Genomic DNA, 16,767 nt, shown 5'->3' with positions numbered 1-16,767 from the left:
CGCTTGATCCCCAGCCTGTCCTTCGAGACCCTCGGGGTCGCCGTTTTCGCGCTCACCGGCGCCCTGATGGCGGCCCGCAAGGGCATGGACCCGTTCGGGTTCGCGCTCCTCGCCACCGTGACGGGCGTGGGCGGCGGCACCCTGCGGGATCTCCTCATCGGAGCGGATCCGGTCTTCTGGGTCGGCGATCCGGGCGACGTGCTGGTCTGCCTGCTGGTGGCGGCTGCCGTCTTCGCGCTCGGGCCCGGCCGGGTCGCGGCGCTCGAAGGCGGGCGCCGGGGACGGACGCTCCTGTGGGCCGATGCCCTGGGGCTCGCCCTCTTCGCCATCGTCGGCACGGGCAAGGCCCTCGCGGCGGGCGTGCCGGCGCTCTCCGCCATCGCCTTGGGGACCATCACCGCCACTTTCGGCGGCATCATCCGCGACATCCTGGCCGGAACCACGCCCCTCGTGCTGCGCCAGGAAATCTACGTAACCGCCGCCGCCCTCGGCGCTGCCGTCATGGTCGTCCTGCAGGGAATCGGCCTGGACCCGTTCGCCTCGGCCGGCGCAGGCTTCGCCGCGAGCTTCTCCTTGCGGGCGCTGGCGCTCCTGCGCGGCTGGACGCTGCCGGCCTTCCCGCGGCGGGACTGACCGGAAAGGAACCGGTCCGGCATCCTGCCGTTGCCCCCGGATCACTCCGGGAGGCGAGATGCGCTTTCTACCGACGCGCCTGCACGGCATCATCGACTATCTCTGGGGCGCGGCGCTGACGGCGAGCCCCTGGCTCTTCGGCTTCGCCGACGTGACGGCGGCCAAATGGGTCGCCATCGTGTTCGGGCTCGGAGCCATTCTGTACAGCCTCGTCACCCGCTACGAAGTGGGGTTTCTGCCCCTGCTGCCCATGCCCCTGCATCTCGGCCTGGACGGCGTGGCCGGCTTCATCCTGGCCATCACGCCGTGGGGCTTCGGTTTCGCGGAGCAGGTCTATCTGCCGCACGTCGCGTTCGGGCTGTTCTCCGTCGCGGCGAGCCTGGTCACCCGCACGGAGCCGACGCGGGCTGCCGCCGTGAGCAGCTTCAACGTCGGCAGTTAGGCTCCGGCGATCAGGGATTCATGTCGATGCTGTCGATCAGGGTGCGGAAGCGCGGCATCACCTGTTCGCGCTTCTCGTCCCGCACCACGCCGACCATGCGCACGTAGCGGTCGGAATCGAACCGGATCGTCTGCATCACCACCACGGGCTCGCCCGAGGCCCTGTCCTTGGCCCGCGCCACGATCTCGTGCCAGTCCTGGCCCTTGAGGCGGAAGGAATCGGCGCGTTCCAGGACGATGTCCTTGAGCACCTCGTTGGAGTAGAGCGCGGCTCGGGCGAACTGCTCGCGCGGCTCTCCCGCACGCGGCGGGGGCTGCAGGGAGACGGCTAGGATCGCGATCGGCTGCTCCACGGCCTCGATCGTGTCCTTCGGCCCTTCGGTGAAGAGGGCGGCGTTGCCCGACATCACCCGCACGGGCCGGAAGCCGGCCTTGTCGGCGATCCGGAACGGCAGGGCGGAAACCTGCTCCTCGAGGGAGATCGGCCCGCGCAACGAGACGCTGGTCAGGGCGTCGCGCATCTGTTCCTCGCTGTAGCCGTCCTTGCCGCCCTCGACCTGCGCGATCAGCAGGGCGGTCAGGTCCTTGCCCTTGAGGGCCAGCACCCATTTGCGGCCCTTGACGGGCCCCGTCATGGCGCCCGCGACGAGGATTCCCGTCGCATCGCCGACCTTGAGGGTCTCCCGGGCCGTCACGTCGAGCCCCTGGCGCCTGAGGGCGTCCTTCGTCATTCCCGCCGCCAGCTGCTCATAGGCCCCGGCCGGCATCTCCACGAGGGTGATCGCGGCCGCCCGCTCCTCGTTCTCGAAGCCGGTGAAGCGCTTGGACAGCACCATGTCCTGCGGCGGCACGATGCCGACCCGCGAGGCGGGCGGAAACACGGGCTCGGCCGCCAGGGCGGCCTGAAGGGACAGGACGATGCCTATGGTACCGGCTGCGAAAGCTTTCAGTCTCATGAGGTCCTCCGGGTATTCTTCTCCCTTAGGCTTAAAGCGGCTTCTCCACCCGGCGCAAGGTCAGATTGAGCCGCCCGCCCTGCGGCAGCAGATCGGAGGTCTCGGGGATCAGGCGGTCGATCCCGTGGTGGATCAGCCGGGCCGGGCCGCCGAACACGATGGCGTCGCCCGAGCGCAGGCGGACCGACTTGGTCGGGTCCCTCCGGTCGAGGCCGCCATAGCGGAACAGGGCGGTGTCCCCGAGGGACAGGGACACGACGGGGGCGTCGAAGGCCTCCTCGTCCTTGTCCTGGTGCATCCCCATGCGGGCCTTGGGCTCGTAGAAATTGATCAGGCAGGCATCGGGCGGGTGGGAATAGCCGCTCAGCTCCTCCCAGGCGCGAAGCACCCGATCCGGCATGGCGGGCCAGGGTTCGCCGGTTTCGGGATGCGTCGGCTGATAGCGGTAGCCCTGGACGTCCGAGACCCAACCGAGGCGGCCGCAATTGGTCATGCGCACGGAGAACGGCTTGCCCGTGCGCGGCATCCGCGGCGTGTAGAGCGGCGCCGCCCGGGTGATCCCGCGCAAGGCTTCGAGCAGCCTCTCCTGTGCGGAGCGGTCGAGATAGTCGGGGTGATAGACGAGGCCGGGCGCGAGGGTGATGGAGGACATGAGAATCTTCTACCCTGAGCACCCCTCCGTCGTCATTCCGGAGCCGCGAGGCGGAGCCCGGAATGACGGATGGCGCTCGTTCAGGCCGTCAGCACCTTCTTGTCGGCCACCGTGGTGTCGGCGTTCAGGTTGTAGACCAGCGGGATGCCGGTCGCGAGCTCCATGGACGGGATCGTCTCCGGCGTCAGGCCGTCGAGCACCATCACGAGGGCGCGCAGGGAGTTGCCGTGGGCGGCCACCAGCACGCGCTCGCCGCGCATGACCCGGGGCAGGATCTCGCGCATGTAGTAGGGCAGCACGCGGGCGACCGTGTCCTTCAGGCTCTCGCCGCCGGGCGGCTGCACGTCGTAGGAGCGGCGCCACAGATGGACCTGCTCCTCGCCCCAGCGGGCGCGGGCGTCGTCCTTGTTGAGACCGGCGAGCTCGCCGTAATCGCGCTCGTTCAGGGCCTGGTCGGCGACGGTCTTCAGCTCCGGCTGGCCGATCTCTTCCAGGATCAGCTTGCAGGTGCGCTGGGCCCGGGACAGATCCGACGTGAAGGCGATGTCGAACTGGACGCCCATCTCCTTCAGGCGCCGGCCTGCGGTGCGGGCCTCCTCGATGCCGAGCTCCGTCAGGCCCGGGTCCTTCCAGCCCGTGAACAGGTTCTTGAGGTTCCATTCGCTCTGGCCGTGGCGTGCGAGGACGAGAAGGCGGTTCATGTCGGGGCGTCTCCAGCTGTCGGGAAAAATGGCGGGTCGGGTTACAAACTGCTGAGGCCGAGCACGTCGGCCATGGTGTAGTAGCCGGGCTTCTTGTCGAAGCCCCAGAGGGCGGCCCTGACGGCGCCGCGGGCGAAGATGCCCCGGTCCTCCGCCCGGTGGGAGAGTTCAAGGCGCTCGCCCTGGCCGGCGAAGATCACCGAATGGTCGCCGACCACGGAGCCGCCGCGCAGGGTCGCGAAGCCGATATCGCCCGGCACCCGCGCGCCCGTATGCCCGTCGCGGCTGCGCACCGAGCGCTCCTTCAGGGAAATCCTGCGGCCTTCCGCGGCGGCCTCGCCGAGCAGGAGCGCGGTGCCGGAGGGCGCATCCACCTTCATGCGGTGGTGCATCTCCAGGATCTCGATGTCGAAATCCTCGCCCAGGGTCGCCGCGACCTTGCGCACGAGGCCGGCGAGCAGGTTCACGCCGAGGGACATGTTGCCGGATTGCACGATGCGGGCATGGCGCGCCGCCGCCTCCAGCTTGGCGAAATCCGCCTCCTGCAGGCCGGTCGTGCCGATCACGTGGACGATGCGGGCCTGGGCGGCGAGCGCCGCGAAGGCCACCGTCGCGGCCGGAGCCGTGAAGTCGAGCACGCCGTCGGCCTGAGCGAAGACGGGGAGCGGATCGTCCGTCACCGGGACGCCGAGAGAGCCGGTTCCGGCGAGCAGCCCGGCATCCTGCCCGACCGCGTCCGATCCCTTGCGCTCGATGGCGCCCGCGAGGCGGCAGCCCTCCGCTTCGGCCACGGCCCTGATGAGCATGCGCCCCATGCGCCCGGCCGCGCCCACCACGACGAGTCGCATCTCGGTCATGCTCAGCTCTCCTTCAACGGCTCTGGATATAGCGGGGCGGCCCGGTCCTGCAAAGCTGCGAGCCGCCTGATCATCAAAATCCGCCGTGCGGGATCGAATCCGGCGGCAATCTCGCTCTCGAGGAGGTTCCGGAGCCCCGGCGAGGCCTGGCCGGCCGGCACCGCGACGAAGCCGAGCCTTTCATAGAAGGGGCCGTTGAACGGAATGAGCCGGTCGGTGGTCAGGGCCGCCGCCGGAAAGGACGCCTCCCGCGCATGGTCCATGGCGGCCTGCATCAGCCGCCGTCCGAGACCGGCGCCCTGGTGCTCGCGCGCGACGCTCATTTCCTTCACGAAAAGACAGAGATCGACGGTCTGGGCCGCCAGAAAGCCGACCGGGACGTCATGCCGGTCGGCCGCGACCCAGAGGAGGCCGGCGTCGCAGCACGCCGTCAGGATCCGAGGCGGCACCACCTCGGAAGGGTCGGGAATGGCCCCCAGGGCGGCGAAATACGTGATCGCGGCGGAGCGCTCCACCTCGGCGAGACGGTCGAGATCGTCCATGCGGCCGAGGCGGATCGTGTACGCCTCAGGGATCATGCGGGCTGAGGCCCGTCATAGCCCTCGATGACGATGATGTCGGCAACCGCGTGTCCGTCCCTCTCGGCCTTGGCGGCCTGATATTCGGGCGAGTCCCAGCAGGCCAGGGCTGCCTCGTAGCTCGGAAACTCGATCACCACATTGCGGGCGCGGGCTTCGCCCTCCACGGCCTTGAGCGCGCCGCCGCGCACCAGGAAGCGGGCGCCGTATTTGGCGAAGGCCGTCGCATTGGCCGCCACGTAGTTCTTGTAGGCGTCCGGGTTCGTCACATCGACCCGGCCGATCCAGTATCCCTTGACCATCACTCGGCTCCTTCCACGAGAACGAACTCGGCCACGCAGGCGCCGTCGCGCTTCGCCTTCGCGGCCTGATATTCGGGCGAATGATAATAGCGGCGCGCCTGCTCCATCGAGTCGAATTCGATCACCACGTTGCGGGGCCGCGCCTCGCCCTCCAACGCCTCGTAGGCGCCGCCGCGCGCAAGGGGCCTGCCGTCGTACTTGGCGATCGCCTCGGTCGCCCCCTTGGCATATTCCGCATAGGCTTCCGGGTCCGTTACGGTGACGCGGGCGATGACATAGGCTTTCGGCATGGGCGGGTCCTTCGATCGGGATGGCGCAACGAACGCCAGCGCGGCCCCGGCGTCAATAGCCGTCGAGCAGCTCCGGCAATTCGTCGACGAGGGTGTCGCGGGCGTGGAACCCGGCCGGCCCCTTGCCTCTGGGATGGTCGGTCACGAGCCTAGCGAAGATGAACCGGTCCTCGCCCCGGCTCGCCCATCCGACGAACCAGCCGAACTGTCGGTTGCGGTCGCGCTTGCCGCTCACGGTCATGCGCAGGCCGGTCCCGGTCTTGCCGTGCACGGTCCAGCCGTCGTCGGCCGCGAAGGTCGGCAGCAGCGCTGCCGCCGCGTCCATGGCCTGCGGCGAGACGGGCAGTTCGTGCCTGAGGAGCTTTCTGAGGAAGACGACCTGCTCCAGGGGCGAGATGCGCAGGGAGGAGCTCAGCCAGGCATGGGTCAGGCCGTTGTCGCGGCCGGGATCTCCGGTGACGTTCCGGTTGCCGTAGGCCAGCCGCTCCACGTAATTGGCGAACCGCTCCTGGCCGAGGGCGCGGGTGAGCTCCTGGGAGTACCACACCACCGAATCCCGCATCCACGCGGTCGGATCGGTGGTTTTGCGCCAGCCCTCCATCGGAGCGGCGTATTCCTGGCGATAGGGCAGGGCCGGGTCGTGCGGACCCTTCAGATACCCGCTGTCGTAGCCCATGACGGCGAGCGCGATCTTGAAGGTGGAGGCGGGGCTGACCCGCATGCCGCATTCGCCGATCCGCTGCAGGAGACGGCCGGTCTCGGCGTCGGCGATGAGGGTGCAGGTGCGTGCCAGGGCCGGGCCGGACAGCACGAGAAGGCCCAGCACGAGGGCGGCTCGCATGGTTCGCATCGGTAAAGCCATCGGTGCTGCGTCAGGCGGCGGCCTGGGCGATGTCGTTCACGATGGCCTCGGCCGCCGCGCGCGGATCCGCCGCCTTGACGATGGGGCGGGCCACCACGAGATGGTCGGCGCCGAGCCGGATGCCCTCGGCGGGCGTCACCACGCGCTTCTGGTCTCCCGCATCCGCGCCGGCCGGACGGATGCCCGGCGTCACGATCAGGCGGTCGGGTCCGACGACGGCGCGCACGCGCTCCGCCTCCGGGGCGGCGCAGACGATGCCGTCGACGCCGAGATCGCGCGCCTGACCGGCGCGGCGCGCCACGAGATCGGCCGGTTTCGTGCCGGGCGCGTAGCCCGCTTCGAGGAGGTCCTGCTCGTCGTAGGAGGTCAGCACCGTCACGGCCAGGATCTTCAGGGGCGAGCCGGCCTTGCCGGCCACGGCCGCCCGCATGGTCTGCGGGTAGGCGTGAACCGTGAGCAGCGTGGCGCCGAGGCGGGCGACGGAGCGCACGCCCTCCTCGACCGTGTTGCCGATGTCGTGGAGCTTGAGGTCGAGGAAGACCTTCTTGCCGTCGGCGATCAGGTCCCGCGCCAGGTCGAAGCCGCCCGCATAGGCGAGCTGATAGCCGATCTTGTAGAAGGTGGCCGCGTCTCCGATGCGCCCGACGATCCGCCGCGCCTCGTCGACCGAGGGAACATCGAGGCCGATGATGAGCTTGTCGCGAATGTCCCCTGCCGGAGTGGTATCCATACGAAGGGGCATTGCGGGACTCATCATGGTGCGTTCGCCTTGTTGTAGACCCAGACCCGGGCCGGGGGGAGATTGCGCCAGATGCGGTTCGAGGCACGAGCCTTGTAGGCTTCCGACCGGGCCGGGATCGGCGGCACGACCGCATAGGTGAACTGGATGAAGGGAGCGTCCGGGTGCATCATGGCCTGCGCCCGCTCGAGCAGGTCGAGGCGCTGGTCCATGGGCTTGGTGAAGAGCGGCAGGCTGGAAACGGTCGCCGCGGCCGGCTCGTTCAGCACGCCGGACAGGGTCTCCTGCAGGTCGTAGGCGTCGCCCTGGACGATGGTGGCCTTGGGAAAGCGCCGCTTCAGGAGCTGGCAGAAATCCGGGCTGTACTCGACCAGCACGAGCCGGTCCTGCGCCACGCCGCGCCGGATCAAGGCGTCGGTCACGGGGCCGGTGCCGGGGCCGAGCTCGATGACGGGGCCGGGAACCCGCGGGTCCACGAAGGCCGCCATGGTGCGGGCGAGAGCCTTGCCGGAGGGCATGACTGCCCCCACCACGAGCGGCCGTTCCAGCCAAGAGCGGAGGAAACGGGCTTCATCTTCGAATCGGTCCTTGCCGACTGGCAATTTCCGGGGCCTGGGCCGTTGGAAAGACTGAAGCACTGAGAGGACCCCTCAAACGGGCGGATCACAAGGGTTCTTTAGAACTCAAAGAAAACGACCGTCAAGTTAAGTGGATCCACTCAACCCGTCGAAGAATTCACGGACCCGGGTGAAAAAGCCCGAACTTTCCGGGTGATTCTCCTTGGAGCACTCCTGTTCGAACTCCATCAGGAGCTCGCGCTGGCGCTTGGTGAGTTTCTGCGGAGTTTCCACAACAACCTGAATGTAGAGGTCGCCCACGTCGCGCGAGCGCAGCACCGGCATGCCCTTGCCGCGCAGGCGGAACTGCTTGCCCGACTGGGTGCCTTCGGGAACCTTGACCAGGGCGTCGGTGCCGCCGAGGGTCGGCACGTTGAACTCGCCGCCGAGCGCCGCGGTCACCATCGAGATGGGCACGCGGCAGAACAGATCCGCCCCGTCACGCTGGAAGAACGGGTGCGGTTTCAGCGAAAGGAAGATGTAGAGATCGCCCGGCGGCCCGCCGCGCAGGCCCGCCTCGCCCTCTCCGGCCAGGCGGATGCGGGTGCCATCCTCGACGCCGGCCGGAATGTTGACCGACAGCGTGCGCTCGCGCGTCACGCGGCCCGCGCCGCCGCAATTGGGGCACGGATCGTCGATGATCTCGCCGCGCCCGTGGCAGTTCGGGCAGGTGCGTTCGATGGAGAAGAAGCCCTGTGTGGCCCGCACGCGGCCCGCGCCCGCACAGGTGGGGCAGGTCTTGGGCTTCGAGCCTGCTTTCGCGCCGCTGCCCGAACAGACCTCGCAGGTGATGGAGGTCGGGATCTTGAGTTCGGCGGTCTTGCCGTGGAAGGCCTCGTCGAGAGAGATTTCCAGGTTGTAGCGCATATCGGCGCCGCGCTCGCGTCCGCCGGTGCCGCGGGCGCCGCCGCGTCCGCGGGTCTCGCCGAAGAAATTCTCGAAGATGTCCGACATGAAGTCGGAGAAATCGTTGCCGAAGCCCGGACCGCCCGCGCCTCCGTTGGCGAAGGCGGCGTGGCCGAAACGGTCGTAGGCCGCCCGCTTCTGCGCGTCGGAGAGGGTCTGGTAGGCCTCGTTGATTTCCTTGAACTTGACCTCGGCTTCCTGATCGCCCGGATTGCGGTCGGGATGGTACTGCATCGCCAGCTTGCGGAAGGCGGATTTCATCTCCGCCTCAGTGCAGGTCCGCGAGACGCCGAGAACCTCGTAATAATCGCGCTTGGACATTTTTTCGCCTTGCCCCTAGGCCTCCGACATTGTCGCGGCCGGGCGGACCCGGCCGTCGCAATCGTAAAAAGGAGCGCCCCTTGGATACGCGATCCCCGGGACGAGCCCGGGGATGACGTCGTATGTGGTTTAAGCCCGCTTCTTCTTGTCGCCTTCGTCGACTTCCTGGAAGTCGGCGTCGATGACATCGTCCTTCGGGGCTTCGCCCTCGGCCTGCTCGCCGCCGCCTTCACCGCCGCCCTGCTGGGCCTGGTACATGGCTTCGCCGAGCTTCATGGAAGCCTGCATCAGGTCCGTGGTGCGGGCCTTGATGACCTCGGCATCCTCGCCGGCCAGGGCCTGGCGGAGCGCGTCGATGGCGGTCTCGATGCCCTGCCTGTCGGACTCGGAGACCTTGTCGCCGTATTCCTTCAGGGACTTCTCGGTGGCGTGGATCAGGCTCTCGCCCTGGTTCCGGGCCTCGACCAGCTCGCGGCGCTTCTTGTCCTCGGCGGCATGGGCCTCGGCGTCCTTCACCATCTTCTCGATGTCGGCGTCCGAGAGGCCGCCCGAGGCCTGGATGCGGATCTGCTGCTCCTTGCCGGTGGCCTTGTCCTTCGCGGTGACGTTCACGATGCCGTTCGCGTCGATGTCGAAGGTCACCTCGATCTGCGGCACGCCGCGCGGGGCCGGCGGAATGCCCATCAGGTCGAACTGGCCGAGCAGCTTGTTGTCCGCGGCCATCTCGCGCTCGCCCTGGAAGACGCGGATCGTCACGGCGTTCTGGTTGTCCTCGGCGGTCGAGAACACCTGGCTCTTCTTCGTCGGGATCGTCGTGTTGCGGTCGATCAGACGGGTGAACACGCCGCCGAGCGTCTCGATGCCGAGCGAGAGCGGGGTCACGTCGAGGAGCAGGACGTCCTTCACGTCGCCCTGGAGCACGCCGGCCTGGACCGCGGCGCCGATGGCCACGACCTCGTCCGGGTTCACGCCCTTATGGGGCTCCTTGCCGAAGAAGTTCTTCACGACTTCCTGGATCTTCGGCATGCGGGTCATGCCGCCGACGAGAACCACTTCGTCGATCTGACCGGCCGAGAGGCCGGCATCCTTGAGCGCCTTGCGGCAGGGCTCGATGGTCTTCTGCACCAGGTCGTCCACGAGCGACTCGAACTTGGCGCGCGAGAGCTTCATGGCGAGGTGCTTCGGACCCGACGCATCCGCCGTGATGTAGGGCAGGTTGATCTCGGTCTGGCTGGCGGAGGAGAGCTCGATCTTGGCCTTCTCGGCGGCTTCCTTCAGGCGCTGCAGGGCGAGCTTGTCCTTCGTCAGGTCGATGCCCTGCTCCTTCTTGAACTCGGCCGCGAGGTACTCGACGAGGCGCATGTCGAAGTCTTCACCGCCCAGGAAGGTGTCGCCGTTGGTGGACTTCACCTCGAACACGCCGTCGCCGATCTCGAGGATCGACACGTCGAAGGTGCCGCCGCCGAGGTCGTAGACCGCGATCGTGCCGTGCTGCTTCTTGTCGAGGCCGTAGGCCAGAGCGGCCGCCGTCGGCTCGTTGATGATGCGCAGCACGTCGAGACCGGCGATCTTGCCGGCGTCCTTGGTGGCCTGGCGCTGGGCGTCGTTGAAGTAGGCCGGAACCGTGATGACGGCCTGCGTCACCGGCTGGCCGAGATAGGCCTCTGCCGTCTCCTTCATCTTCTGAAGGGTGAAGGCGGAAATCTGGGATGGCGAATAGGTCTTGCCGTCGGCCTCGACCCAGGCGTCGTTGTTGCCGCCCTTGACGATCTTGTAGGGAACGAGGCCCATGTCCTTCTTGGTCATGGGGTCGTCGAAGGTGCGCCCGATGAGGCGCTTGATGGCGAAGAAGGTGCGCTCCGGGTTCGTGACCGCCTGGCGCTTGGCCGGCTGGCCGACGAGGCGCTCGCCTTCGTCCGTGAAGGCCACGATGGACGGGGTCGTCCGCGCGCCTTCCGCGTTCTCGATGACTTTGGCCTGCGAGCCTTCCATCACGGCGACGCAGGAATTGGTGGTGCCGAGGTCGATACCAATGACCTTACCCATGGCGGGATCCCTCACTTTCAAGCAGACCGCCGAGCCCTAAAAGCAGCTCGGCCCATGGCTGTTTCGTTGAACATGCGATCGACAGGAGGCGTCCGCTGGGGCCGCCCCTGTGCTGGCGCTGATATAAGAAGGGGTTTTCGGGGCTGCAAGACGATGATGGGGGCTTGTTTCACCTCGATCCGTCGGAGCCGGGAGCTGTTGCAGGTCTGCAATAGGGGGGAGGGTGATCTCGCGGAGTGCCACCGCCGTCATTCCGGGGCGAGCGTTGCGAGAGCCCGGAACCCATAAGCACCGGCGCTGCAGAACGGAGTAGAGCGCAGGGCGTCCTTTTCCTGAAATGTTGGTGGCTATGGGTTCCGGGCTCGGCCTCTGGCCGCCCCGGAATGACGTCCAAAGCTCACCCTCCGAACGCCCCAGCTTCCCAGCCCAGGATCGCCTGCTTGCGGGTCAGGCCCCAGTGGTAGCCGGTGAGTGCGCCGGAGCGGCCCAGCACCCGGTGGCAGGGGACCACGAAGGAGATCGGGTTCTTGCCCACCGCGGCCCCGACGGCCCGGCAGGCCGAGGGCTTGCCGATGTGGCGGGCGATGTCCGAATAGGTGGTGGCCCGGTCGCGGGGGATGCGCAGCAGGGTCTGCCAGACCCGGACCTCGAAATCGGTGCCGATCAGGACCACCCGCAGGGGCTGTTCCGACTGCCAGCGGGACGGATCGAAGATCCGCCGGGCGAGCGGGGCCGTGGCCGCCTCGTCCTCCACGTATTCCGCCTTGGGCCAGCGGCGGGTCATGTCGGCCAGCGCCGCCTGCCGGTCGCCGTCGTCCACGAAACCGAGGCCCGCGAGGCCCCGCTCGGTCCCGATCAGGATTGCCTCTCCGAACGGGGAGGGGTGAAAGCCGAAGCGCATGGTGAGCCCGGCGCCGCCGGCCTTGTAGTCGCCCGGCGTCATGGCCTCGTGGGTGACGAACAGGTCGTGCAGCCGCGCCGGCCCCGACAGGCCGACCTCGTAGGCGGTGTCGAGCACGCTGGCGGAGGCCGCGAGCAGGGCCTTGGCGTTGTCGAGGGTGATCGCCTGGAGGAACGCCTTGGGGCTCAGGCCGGCCCAGCGCCGGAAGAGATGGTGCACGTGGGTGGTGGACAGACCCACATGGTCGGCGATGGCCTCCAGCGAGGGCTGCTCGCGCCAGCGCTCCGAGATGAACGCGATGATGCGGCGGACCCGCTCGTAATCGGCCTGGGGCCCCTCCGGCAGGTCGACGGCGGAGGATTCGATGGTGATGTCGCGCAGGGTATCGAGCATGGGCTTATCCTCTTGAGACCCATCCTAGCGATCCCGGCACGGACCGACACCCGTTTCCTGTGGCGGGGGCTCTCAACGGTGCCGCTCATGCGCGCATTCGCCATGGTCGCCCAGGACCTGGATGACCCGGCATTCGCCGACGCGGCCGTGGCTGCATTCCGTCACCATGCGCTGGAGTTCGGTTCGCAGGGCCGTGAGCTGCGCGATCCGCCGCTCCACCTCGGCGAGGTGCCGGCGGGCGATGGCGTCGGCCTCGGCGCAGGACTGGTCCGGATTCCCGCTCATGGCGAGAAGCTCGCGGATCGCCTCGACCTCGAAGCCGAGCTCGCGGGCATGGCGGATGAAGTTGAGCCGCGAGACCTCCGGCTGGCCGTAGCGCCGCTGCTGGCCCTCAGTGCGGGGCGGGGCGGGCATGAGCCCGACCTGCTCGTAATAGCGGATCGTCGGCACCTTCACCCCGCTCTGCCGCGACAGCTCTCCGATGGAAATGTTCATCGTCTCCTCTCGACCCTCCAGCCGCTGGAGCATGTAGGCTCCTTCGCGATGGATGGAAAGAAGAGCCCGATGCCGGCGCCCGACGCGGCTCGGCAAAAAGGAAAGGCGCCCGGCCCCTCGCGAGAAGGGTCGGGCGCCTTTTGCCATCGGACAGCCTGGGCGGGGGCGGGGCTGCCCTCATGCATGGGTTAGATGGTGAAGAAGTCCGAGGCCGACAGCGCCAGACCCGGCGTGACCTTGGCGAACTGAACCGCCGCGCCGCTGCCGTTGCCGTCCGCATCGTACGACAGCACGCCCGTGCTCTGGTCGTAGATGATGTGGTCGTTGTGATCGAGCGCCTTGGTGCCGACCTTGAACACGTCCTTGCCGAGTTCCTGCACCCAGAGCGACGTGAACACCTTCGACGAGAACATGATCTTGTCGACCCCGGGGGTGAAGTCGGTGATCGTGTCGACGTTCGACGGTCCGAGGACGTCGTCGAAGATGAAGGTGTCGCTGCCGGCGCCGCCGGTCAGGATGTCGTTGCCGCCATTGCCGTCGATCCGGTCGTTGCCGCCGTTGCCGATGATGGTGTGGGCGATGTCGCCCTGCGGGGCGAACAGATCCTCGCCCGCGGCCGTGCCGGTGATCGTGGTGCTCGGCTGGGTCGGTGCCGGGTTGGACGGAAGCGTCGCCTCCGGCTGCGCCGGTGCCGGTGCAGGTGCCGGTGCAGGTGCGGAGACCGTGCCCGCCACCGTCACGAAGTCCGTGTGCGACAGCGCCGTGCCGGGCTTCACCTTGGCGAAGAGCACCTTGGCTCCGCTGCCGTTGCCGTCGGCGTCGTAGAAGATCTCGCCGGTGGTCTGGTTGTAGATGATGTGATCGTTGTGATCGGCCGCCGCCGTTCCGACCTTGAACACGTCCTTGCCGAGCGCCTGCACCCAGAGCGACTTGAAGATGTCGCTCGAGAGGTGGATCTTGTCGGTGCCGGGGGTGAAGTCCATCAGGCTGTCGACGTTGGTCGAACCCAGGGCCGTATCGAACACGAAGATGTCGGCGCCCGCGCCGCCATAGAGCGCGTCCGAGCCCAGCTTGCCCGCGATGGTGTCGTTGCCGTTTCCACCGACGATCTTGGAGGCCTTGCTGGTGCCGACAAGGGTGTCGTTACCCGTGGTGCCGTTGATGGTCTCGCCCGTCGTCGGCTCGGCCCAGGGAGCCGTCGGCGTCGGGGTAGGAGTGGGGGTGGGCGTCGGCGTCGGCGTGGGGGCCGGGGTTGCGGTGTCGGTGGGCGCGCCGTGCTTGGCGGCCGTGGCGCTGGTGCCATAGGACAGATCCGGCGACTTCACGTTGTAGGCGATGGTCTCTCCGCCGGACGGCGAGGAGCGGTACACGCCCATGTTCCAGTGCGTGGTGCTCTGGCCGGAATAGCCTACCGCGCCGGTGTAGCTCACCACCTTCTGGCCATCGAGCCAGACGTTGACGTAGCCGCCGCCCGAGGGGGCGAACTTCACGTCGATCTTGATGTCGTACCAGTGACCGCGCTTGATGTTCGACGGCAGCTCGATCTCGCGCTCGCCGCTGTCGGAGCGGATCACGAAGGACAGCCTCTCGTCGCCGCGCAGGCCGAAGTCGAACGGACCCGACTTGTTCATGCCCGAATGGAGCTGGCCGAGCGACATCCACTTGGCGGTGTTGGCCGAGCCCGGCTCGATCATGAAGTCGTAGGCGATCGAGAAGTGGCTGGCGGCGCCGCCGATGGACTGGCGCAGGGACTGGCTGATCTCGGAGCGCTCCGAGCCGGCCACGTCGGTGAAGCGCGAGGAGGAGAACTGGTCGCCCTTGCGCACTTCGAAGCGGTAGATGTCGCTGGTGGGGTTGTAGGCGAAGCTGTGATTGTACTCGGCGCTGACCATGAAAGCGTAGTTGTCCATGACGAACGTGTCGTTGTCATAGGTGGTCGGACGCCATTGAGACGCTGAAAATGTCATTGGATTGTGCCCCTTCATGTCCCTCTTTTGCGAGGGTTCTTGAAGTATTAATTTCAGACTTATACTTGGTTCGGACAGACAAATATTCTGGTTATAGAATTAAAACAGTCTGTCCGGCGGGTGGGATGCTTGAACCAAATAATTCAAGCGAACGACCGTCGAATACCCAGGCTCCCGAAAAGGTGTCTTGCGATATTTGGACAGTTATTTGTGATTTTGCGCCAGGTTGATCTTCTGTGGACGGAGTATGTCTGAAGCTGGTCTACATGCCGGGCTCGGTGTGGCGTAAACTTGGCGGCATTGTGTCTTTCGGCCGCGACGCGCCCCGCTTCCAAGTGGCGATTCGCGAGTGTGAAGGCACGCGCAAGGAGATTCGCCGGCTGCTTCCGGCTATTTGGGGGTATCCGGCCGCCGCTCGGCAGGCGGCAAGGGAGCAGGGATAGGGCGGCAGCGGCATCGAAGCGTCCACCGGCGCTCTTCGCCCCGTGGACCAGGCGTGGGATACTCAACAGGCGAGCAGATCCGGGTGAGGGGGCAAGGCTGCCGGATGAAGCGGTGCTCAGCGCGACCTCCTTCCCTCCCCCTTGTGGGGAGGGCCAGGGTGGGGGTGTGAGCGCCGAACCTTCATAGGCTATCGCTCACACCCCCACCTCCACCTCCTCCCCACAAGGGGGAGGAGAGCAGGTTGGCGCCACCCCGTCATGGCCGGGCCTGTCCCGGCCATCCACGCCTTCAAGCGGCGTTGGGTGTCTCCACGCCGTCATTCCGGGGCCGCGCAGCGGAGCCCGGAACCCATAAACACCGATGCATCCGAAGGGATGAACGGCGTCCCGCCTCGTTCTGCGCCGTCAGCGGCTATGGGTTTCCGGCTTCGCGCGGCCCTTCGGGTCGGGTCCGGCCTGCGGCCGTCCCGGAATGACGGCAGTGCACACCTTTGTCATTCCCGGCCGGAGCGCAGCGGAGGGGAAGGGAATCCACCGATCGCACCAGCCGAAGAATGGATCCCCTTCCCGCACTTCATGCACCGGGGATGACAGCGGGGCGTCTGGTGGACGGCGGATCATGTTCCCACTTTGTTCTTGACACTCGTGCCAAGCTAAGCTATATCGTTCGTGTCCGGTCCACCGAGGGGCGCGCTCGCGAGGCGTCGTGATTGTGGGACCGGACACGGTCCTGCGCCGGAGGGGAACGCACCCTCCTGCGGCAGGAGGCCCAGGCACAAGCCCTGGGGCCGGAGCGGGTCGCAGGCCCGGCCGCACCAGGCGTGCGGCGTTCGCCTGCGGCCGTTCACGGACCAGCGCCGCCTGTTCGCCTGAAAAGAACCGTGCGCGAGGGGCCATCCGGCTCTTCTCCATCTCCACCACCACCCTTCGAGCCGGTTCGCTCCTCGCGACCCCTCGATCCCGCACGGTTCCGCGCAGCACGCCCGGAGCCCGAAAACCCGTGCCTTTTCCAGCCTCGTTCCATACCTGTGTCGGTGCCGATTCTCCGCAGAGCCGAGAAAGGAGATTCATGTTCCATACCGGCTCTTGCCTTCTCCCGGCTGTCCCTTCGTCCGAGACCTCGCGGCGCGCCCTCGCGCAAACGGACCGCGGCTCAATAGCCCCGCTTCACATCCGCCAGAGCCCGGCCGAGGGCATCGGCCAGGGATTCCCGCTCGGGCGGGGAGAGGTCGTGGGCGAAGACCACCTTCTGGCCACGGGAGGTCAGGGTCAGCTCCTGCAGGCCGAACTCGTCGTCCTCCTGCCGGTTCACCCGGGTCCAGAGCGGATTGAAGCGCCATTCCCGCACCTCGCCCCGGTGCGTGACCTTGCGCAGGAGAAGGCGGATCGGCGTCAGTTCCAGGAGCTCGAAGGCCTCGCCCTGTCGGTAGCTGACCCGGAACGCGATATAGAGGCCGAGGAAATCGAGGCCGAAGAAGCCGGCCACGGGCCAGAAGCCCATGACGAGGAAGGGAATGCTGGCAACCAGGGAGGTGAGGCACACGAGGACCATCACGATCCTGAAGCCCTGCGGGCTCAGGGACCGGTGCGGCCGGATCACGGCCGAGAAGACGGGGCGCTCGAACCGCTCGGAGTCCGCCGATGTCAGCTTGCCGCTTGCCATAGTC

At 67.6% G+C, this 16,767-nt stretch carries 18 protein-coding genes; 2 read left to right on the top strand and 16 right to left on the bottom strand.

Translation table 11 applies throughout. The features are described 5' to 3' along the window. Nucleotides 1-3 precede the first annotated feature (3 nt). Nucleotides 4-633, top strand: coding sequence for a trimeric intracellular cation channel family protein (locus LGR44_RS02845; protein WP_226736977.1), 630 nt, complete (start codon nt 4-6; stop codon nt 631-633). 58 nt (nt 634-691) lie between these two features. Then, complete coding sequence (locus LGR44_RS02840) at nt 692-1,075, top strand: SPW repeat domain-containing protein (RefSeq protein ID WP_226736975.1); 384 nt, start codon at nt 692-694, stop codon at nt 1,073-1,075. Nucleotides 1,076-1,085: 10 nt separating this feature from the next. Here the strand turns inward: LGR44_RS02840 and LGR44_RS02835 are convergent, their stop codons facing one another. The 16 genes from LGR44_RS02835 to LGR44_RS02760 all read right to left on the bottom strand — a co-directional run bounded on the left by LGR44_RS02835 (nt 1,086) and on the right by LGR44_RS02760 (nt 16,763). Next, nucleotides 1,086-2,030, bottom strand: coding sequence for a hypothetical protein (locus tag LGR44_RS02835; RefSeq protein ID WP_226736973.1), 945 nt, complete (start codon nt 2,028-2,030; stop codon nt 1,086-1,088). 31 nt (nt 2,031-2,061) lie between these two features. Continuing rightward, nucleotides 2,062-2,682: an alpha-ketoglutarate-dependent dioxygenase AlkB family protein gene (locus tag LGR44_RS02830; RefSeq protein WP_226736971.1), complete on the bottom strand. Its 621-nt coding sequence runs from the start codon at nt 2,680-2,682 to the stop codon at nt 2,062-2,064. Nucleotides 2,683-2,762: 80 nt separating this feature from the next. Beyond that, nucleotides 2,763-3,383 carry a 2,3-bisphosphoglycerate-dependent phosphoglycerate mutase gene (locus LGR44_RS02825; RefSeq protein ID WP_226736969.1) on the bottom strand — a complete coding sequence of 207 codons (621 nt, stop codon included), beginning with the start codon at nt 3,381-3,383 and terminating at the stop codon, nt 2,763-2,765. 41 nt (nt 3,384-3,424) lie between these two features. Beyond that, nucleotides 3,425-4,231 (bottom strand): 4-hydroxy-tetrahydrodipicolinate reductase, encoded by an 807-nt coding sequence (gene dapB / locus LGR44_RS02820; RefSeq protein ID WP_226737112.1) that lies wholly within the window; start codon nt 4,229-4,231, stop codon nt 3,425-3,427. 11 nt (nt 4,232-4,242) lie between these two features. Beyond that, complete coding sequence (locus LGR44_RS02815) at nt 4,243-4,818, bottom strand: GNAT family N-acetyltransferase (RefSeq protein ID WP_226736966.1); 576 nt, start codon at nt 4,816-4,818, stop codon at nt 4,243-4,245. Further along, complete coding sequence (locus tag LGR44_RS02810; protein ID WP_226736964.1) at nt 4,815-5,120, bottom strand: DUF1330 domain-containing protein; 306 nt, start codon at nt 5,118-5,120, stop codon at nt 4,815-4,817. The genes LGR44_RS02815 and LGR44_RS02810 overlap by 4 nt, the downstream gene beginning before the upstream one ends. After that, a complete protein-coding gene (locus tag LGR44_RS02805) occupies nt 5,120-5,410 on the bottom strand; it encodes a DUF1330 domain-containing protein (RefSeq protein ID WP_226736962.1) in 291 nt (96 codons plus the stop codon). The genes LGR44_RS02810 and LGR44_RS02805 overlap by 1 nt, the downstream gene beginning before the upstream one ends. 52 nt (nt 5,411-5,462) lie before the next feature. Then, the gene (gene blaOXA / locus LGR44_RS02800; protein ID WP_404809897.1) at nt 5,463-6,260 is read right to left on the bottom strand and encodes a class D beta-lactamase; all 798 of its coding nucleotides are present in this window, start codon (nt 6,258-6,260) and stop codon (nt 5,463-5,465) included. A gap of 22 nt (nt 6,261-6,282) precedes the next feature. Next, entirely contained in the window at nt 6,283-7,002 is a 720-nt protein-coding gene (pyrF, locus tag LGR44_RS02795) for an orotidine-5'-phosphate decarboxylase (protein ID WP_226737110.1), read from the bottom strand. Between the two features lie 23 nt (nt 7,003-7,025). Continuing rightward, the gene (locus LGR44_RS02790) at nt 7,026-7,649 is read right to left on the bottom strand and encodes a class I SAM-dependent methyltransferase (protein ID WP_226736958.1); all 624 of its coding nucleotides are present in this window, start codon (nt 7,647-7,649) and stop codon (nt 7,026-7,028) included. Nucleotides 7,650-7,715: 66 nt separating this feature from the next. Continuing rightward, on the bottom strand, nt 7,716-8,855 hold the full coding sequence (gene dnaJ, locus LGR44_RS02785) for a molecular chaperone DnaJ (protein WP_226736955.1): 1,140 nt from the start codon (nt 8,853-8,855) through the stop codon (nt 7,716-7,718). Nucleotides 8,856-8,984: 129 nt separating this feature from the next. After that, nucleotides 8,985-10,901 (bottom strand): molecular chaperone DnaK, encoded by a 1,917-nt coding sequence (dnaK, locus tag LGR44_RS02780; RefSeq protein ID WP_226736953.1) that lies wholly within the window; start codon nt 10,899-10,901, stop codon nt 8,985-8,987. 397 nt (nt 10,902-11,298) lie between these two features. Further along, nucleotides 11,299-12,195: a methylated-DNA--[protein]-cysteine S-methyltransferase gene (locus LGR44_RS02775; RefSeq protein ID WP_226736951.1), complete on the bottom strand. Its 897-nt coding sequence runs from the start codon at nt 12,193-12,195 to the stop codon at nt 11,299-11,301. Between the two features lie 72 nt (nt 12,196-12,267). Beyond that, entirely contained in the window at nt 12,268-12,690 is a 423-nt protein-coding gene (locus LGR44_RS02770) for a MerR family transcriptional regulator (protein ID WP_226736949.1), read from the bottom strand. A gap of 188 nt (nt 12,691-12,878) precedes the next feature. Further along, a complete protein-coding gene (locus LGR44_RS02765) occupies nt 12,879-14,657 on the bottom strand; it encodes a heparin lyase I family protein (RefSeq protein ID WP_226736947.1) in 1,779 nt (592 codons plus the stop codon). Between the two features lie 1,596 nt (nt 14,658-16,253). After that, a complete protein-coding gene (locus tag LGR44_RS02760) occupies nt 16,254-16,763 on the bottom strand; it encodes a DUF2244 domain-containing protein (RefSeq protein ID WP_226736945.1) in 510 nt (169 codons plus the stop codon). Nucleotides 16,764-16,767: the final 4 nt, after the last annotated feature.

The organism is Microvirga lenta (genome assembly GCF_020532555.1).
Classification (GTDB): Bacteria; Pseudomonadota; Alphaproteobacteria; order Rhizobiales; family Beijerinckiaceae; genus Microvirga; species Microvirga lenta.
This window is presented reverse-complemented; position numbering and strand designations above follow the sequence as displayed.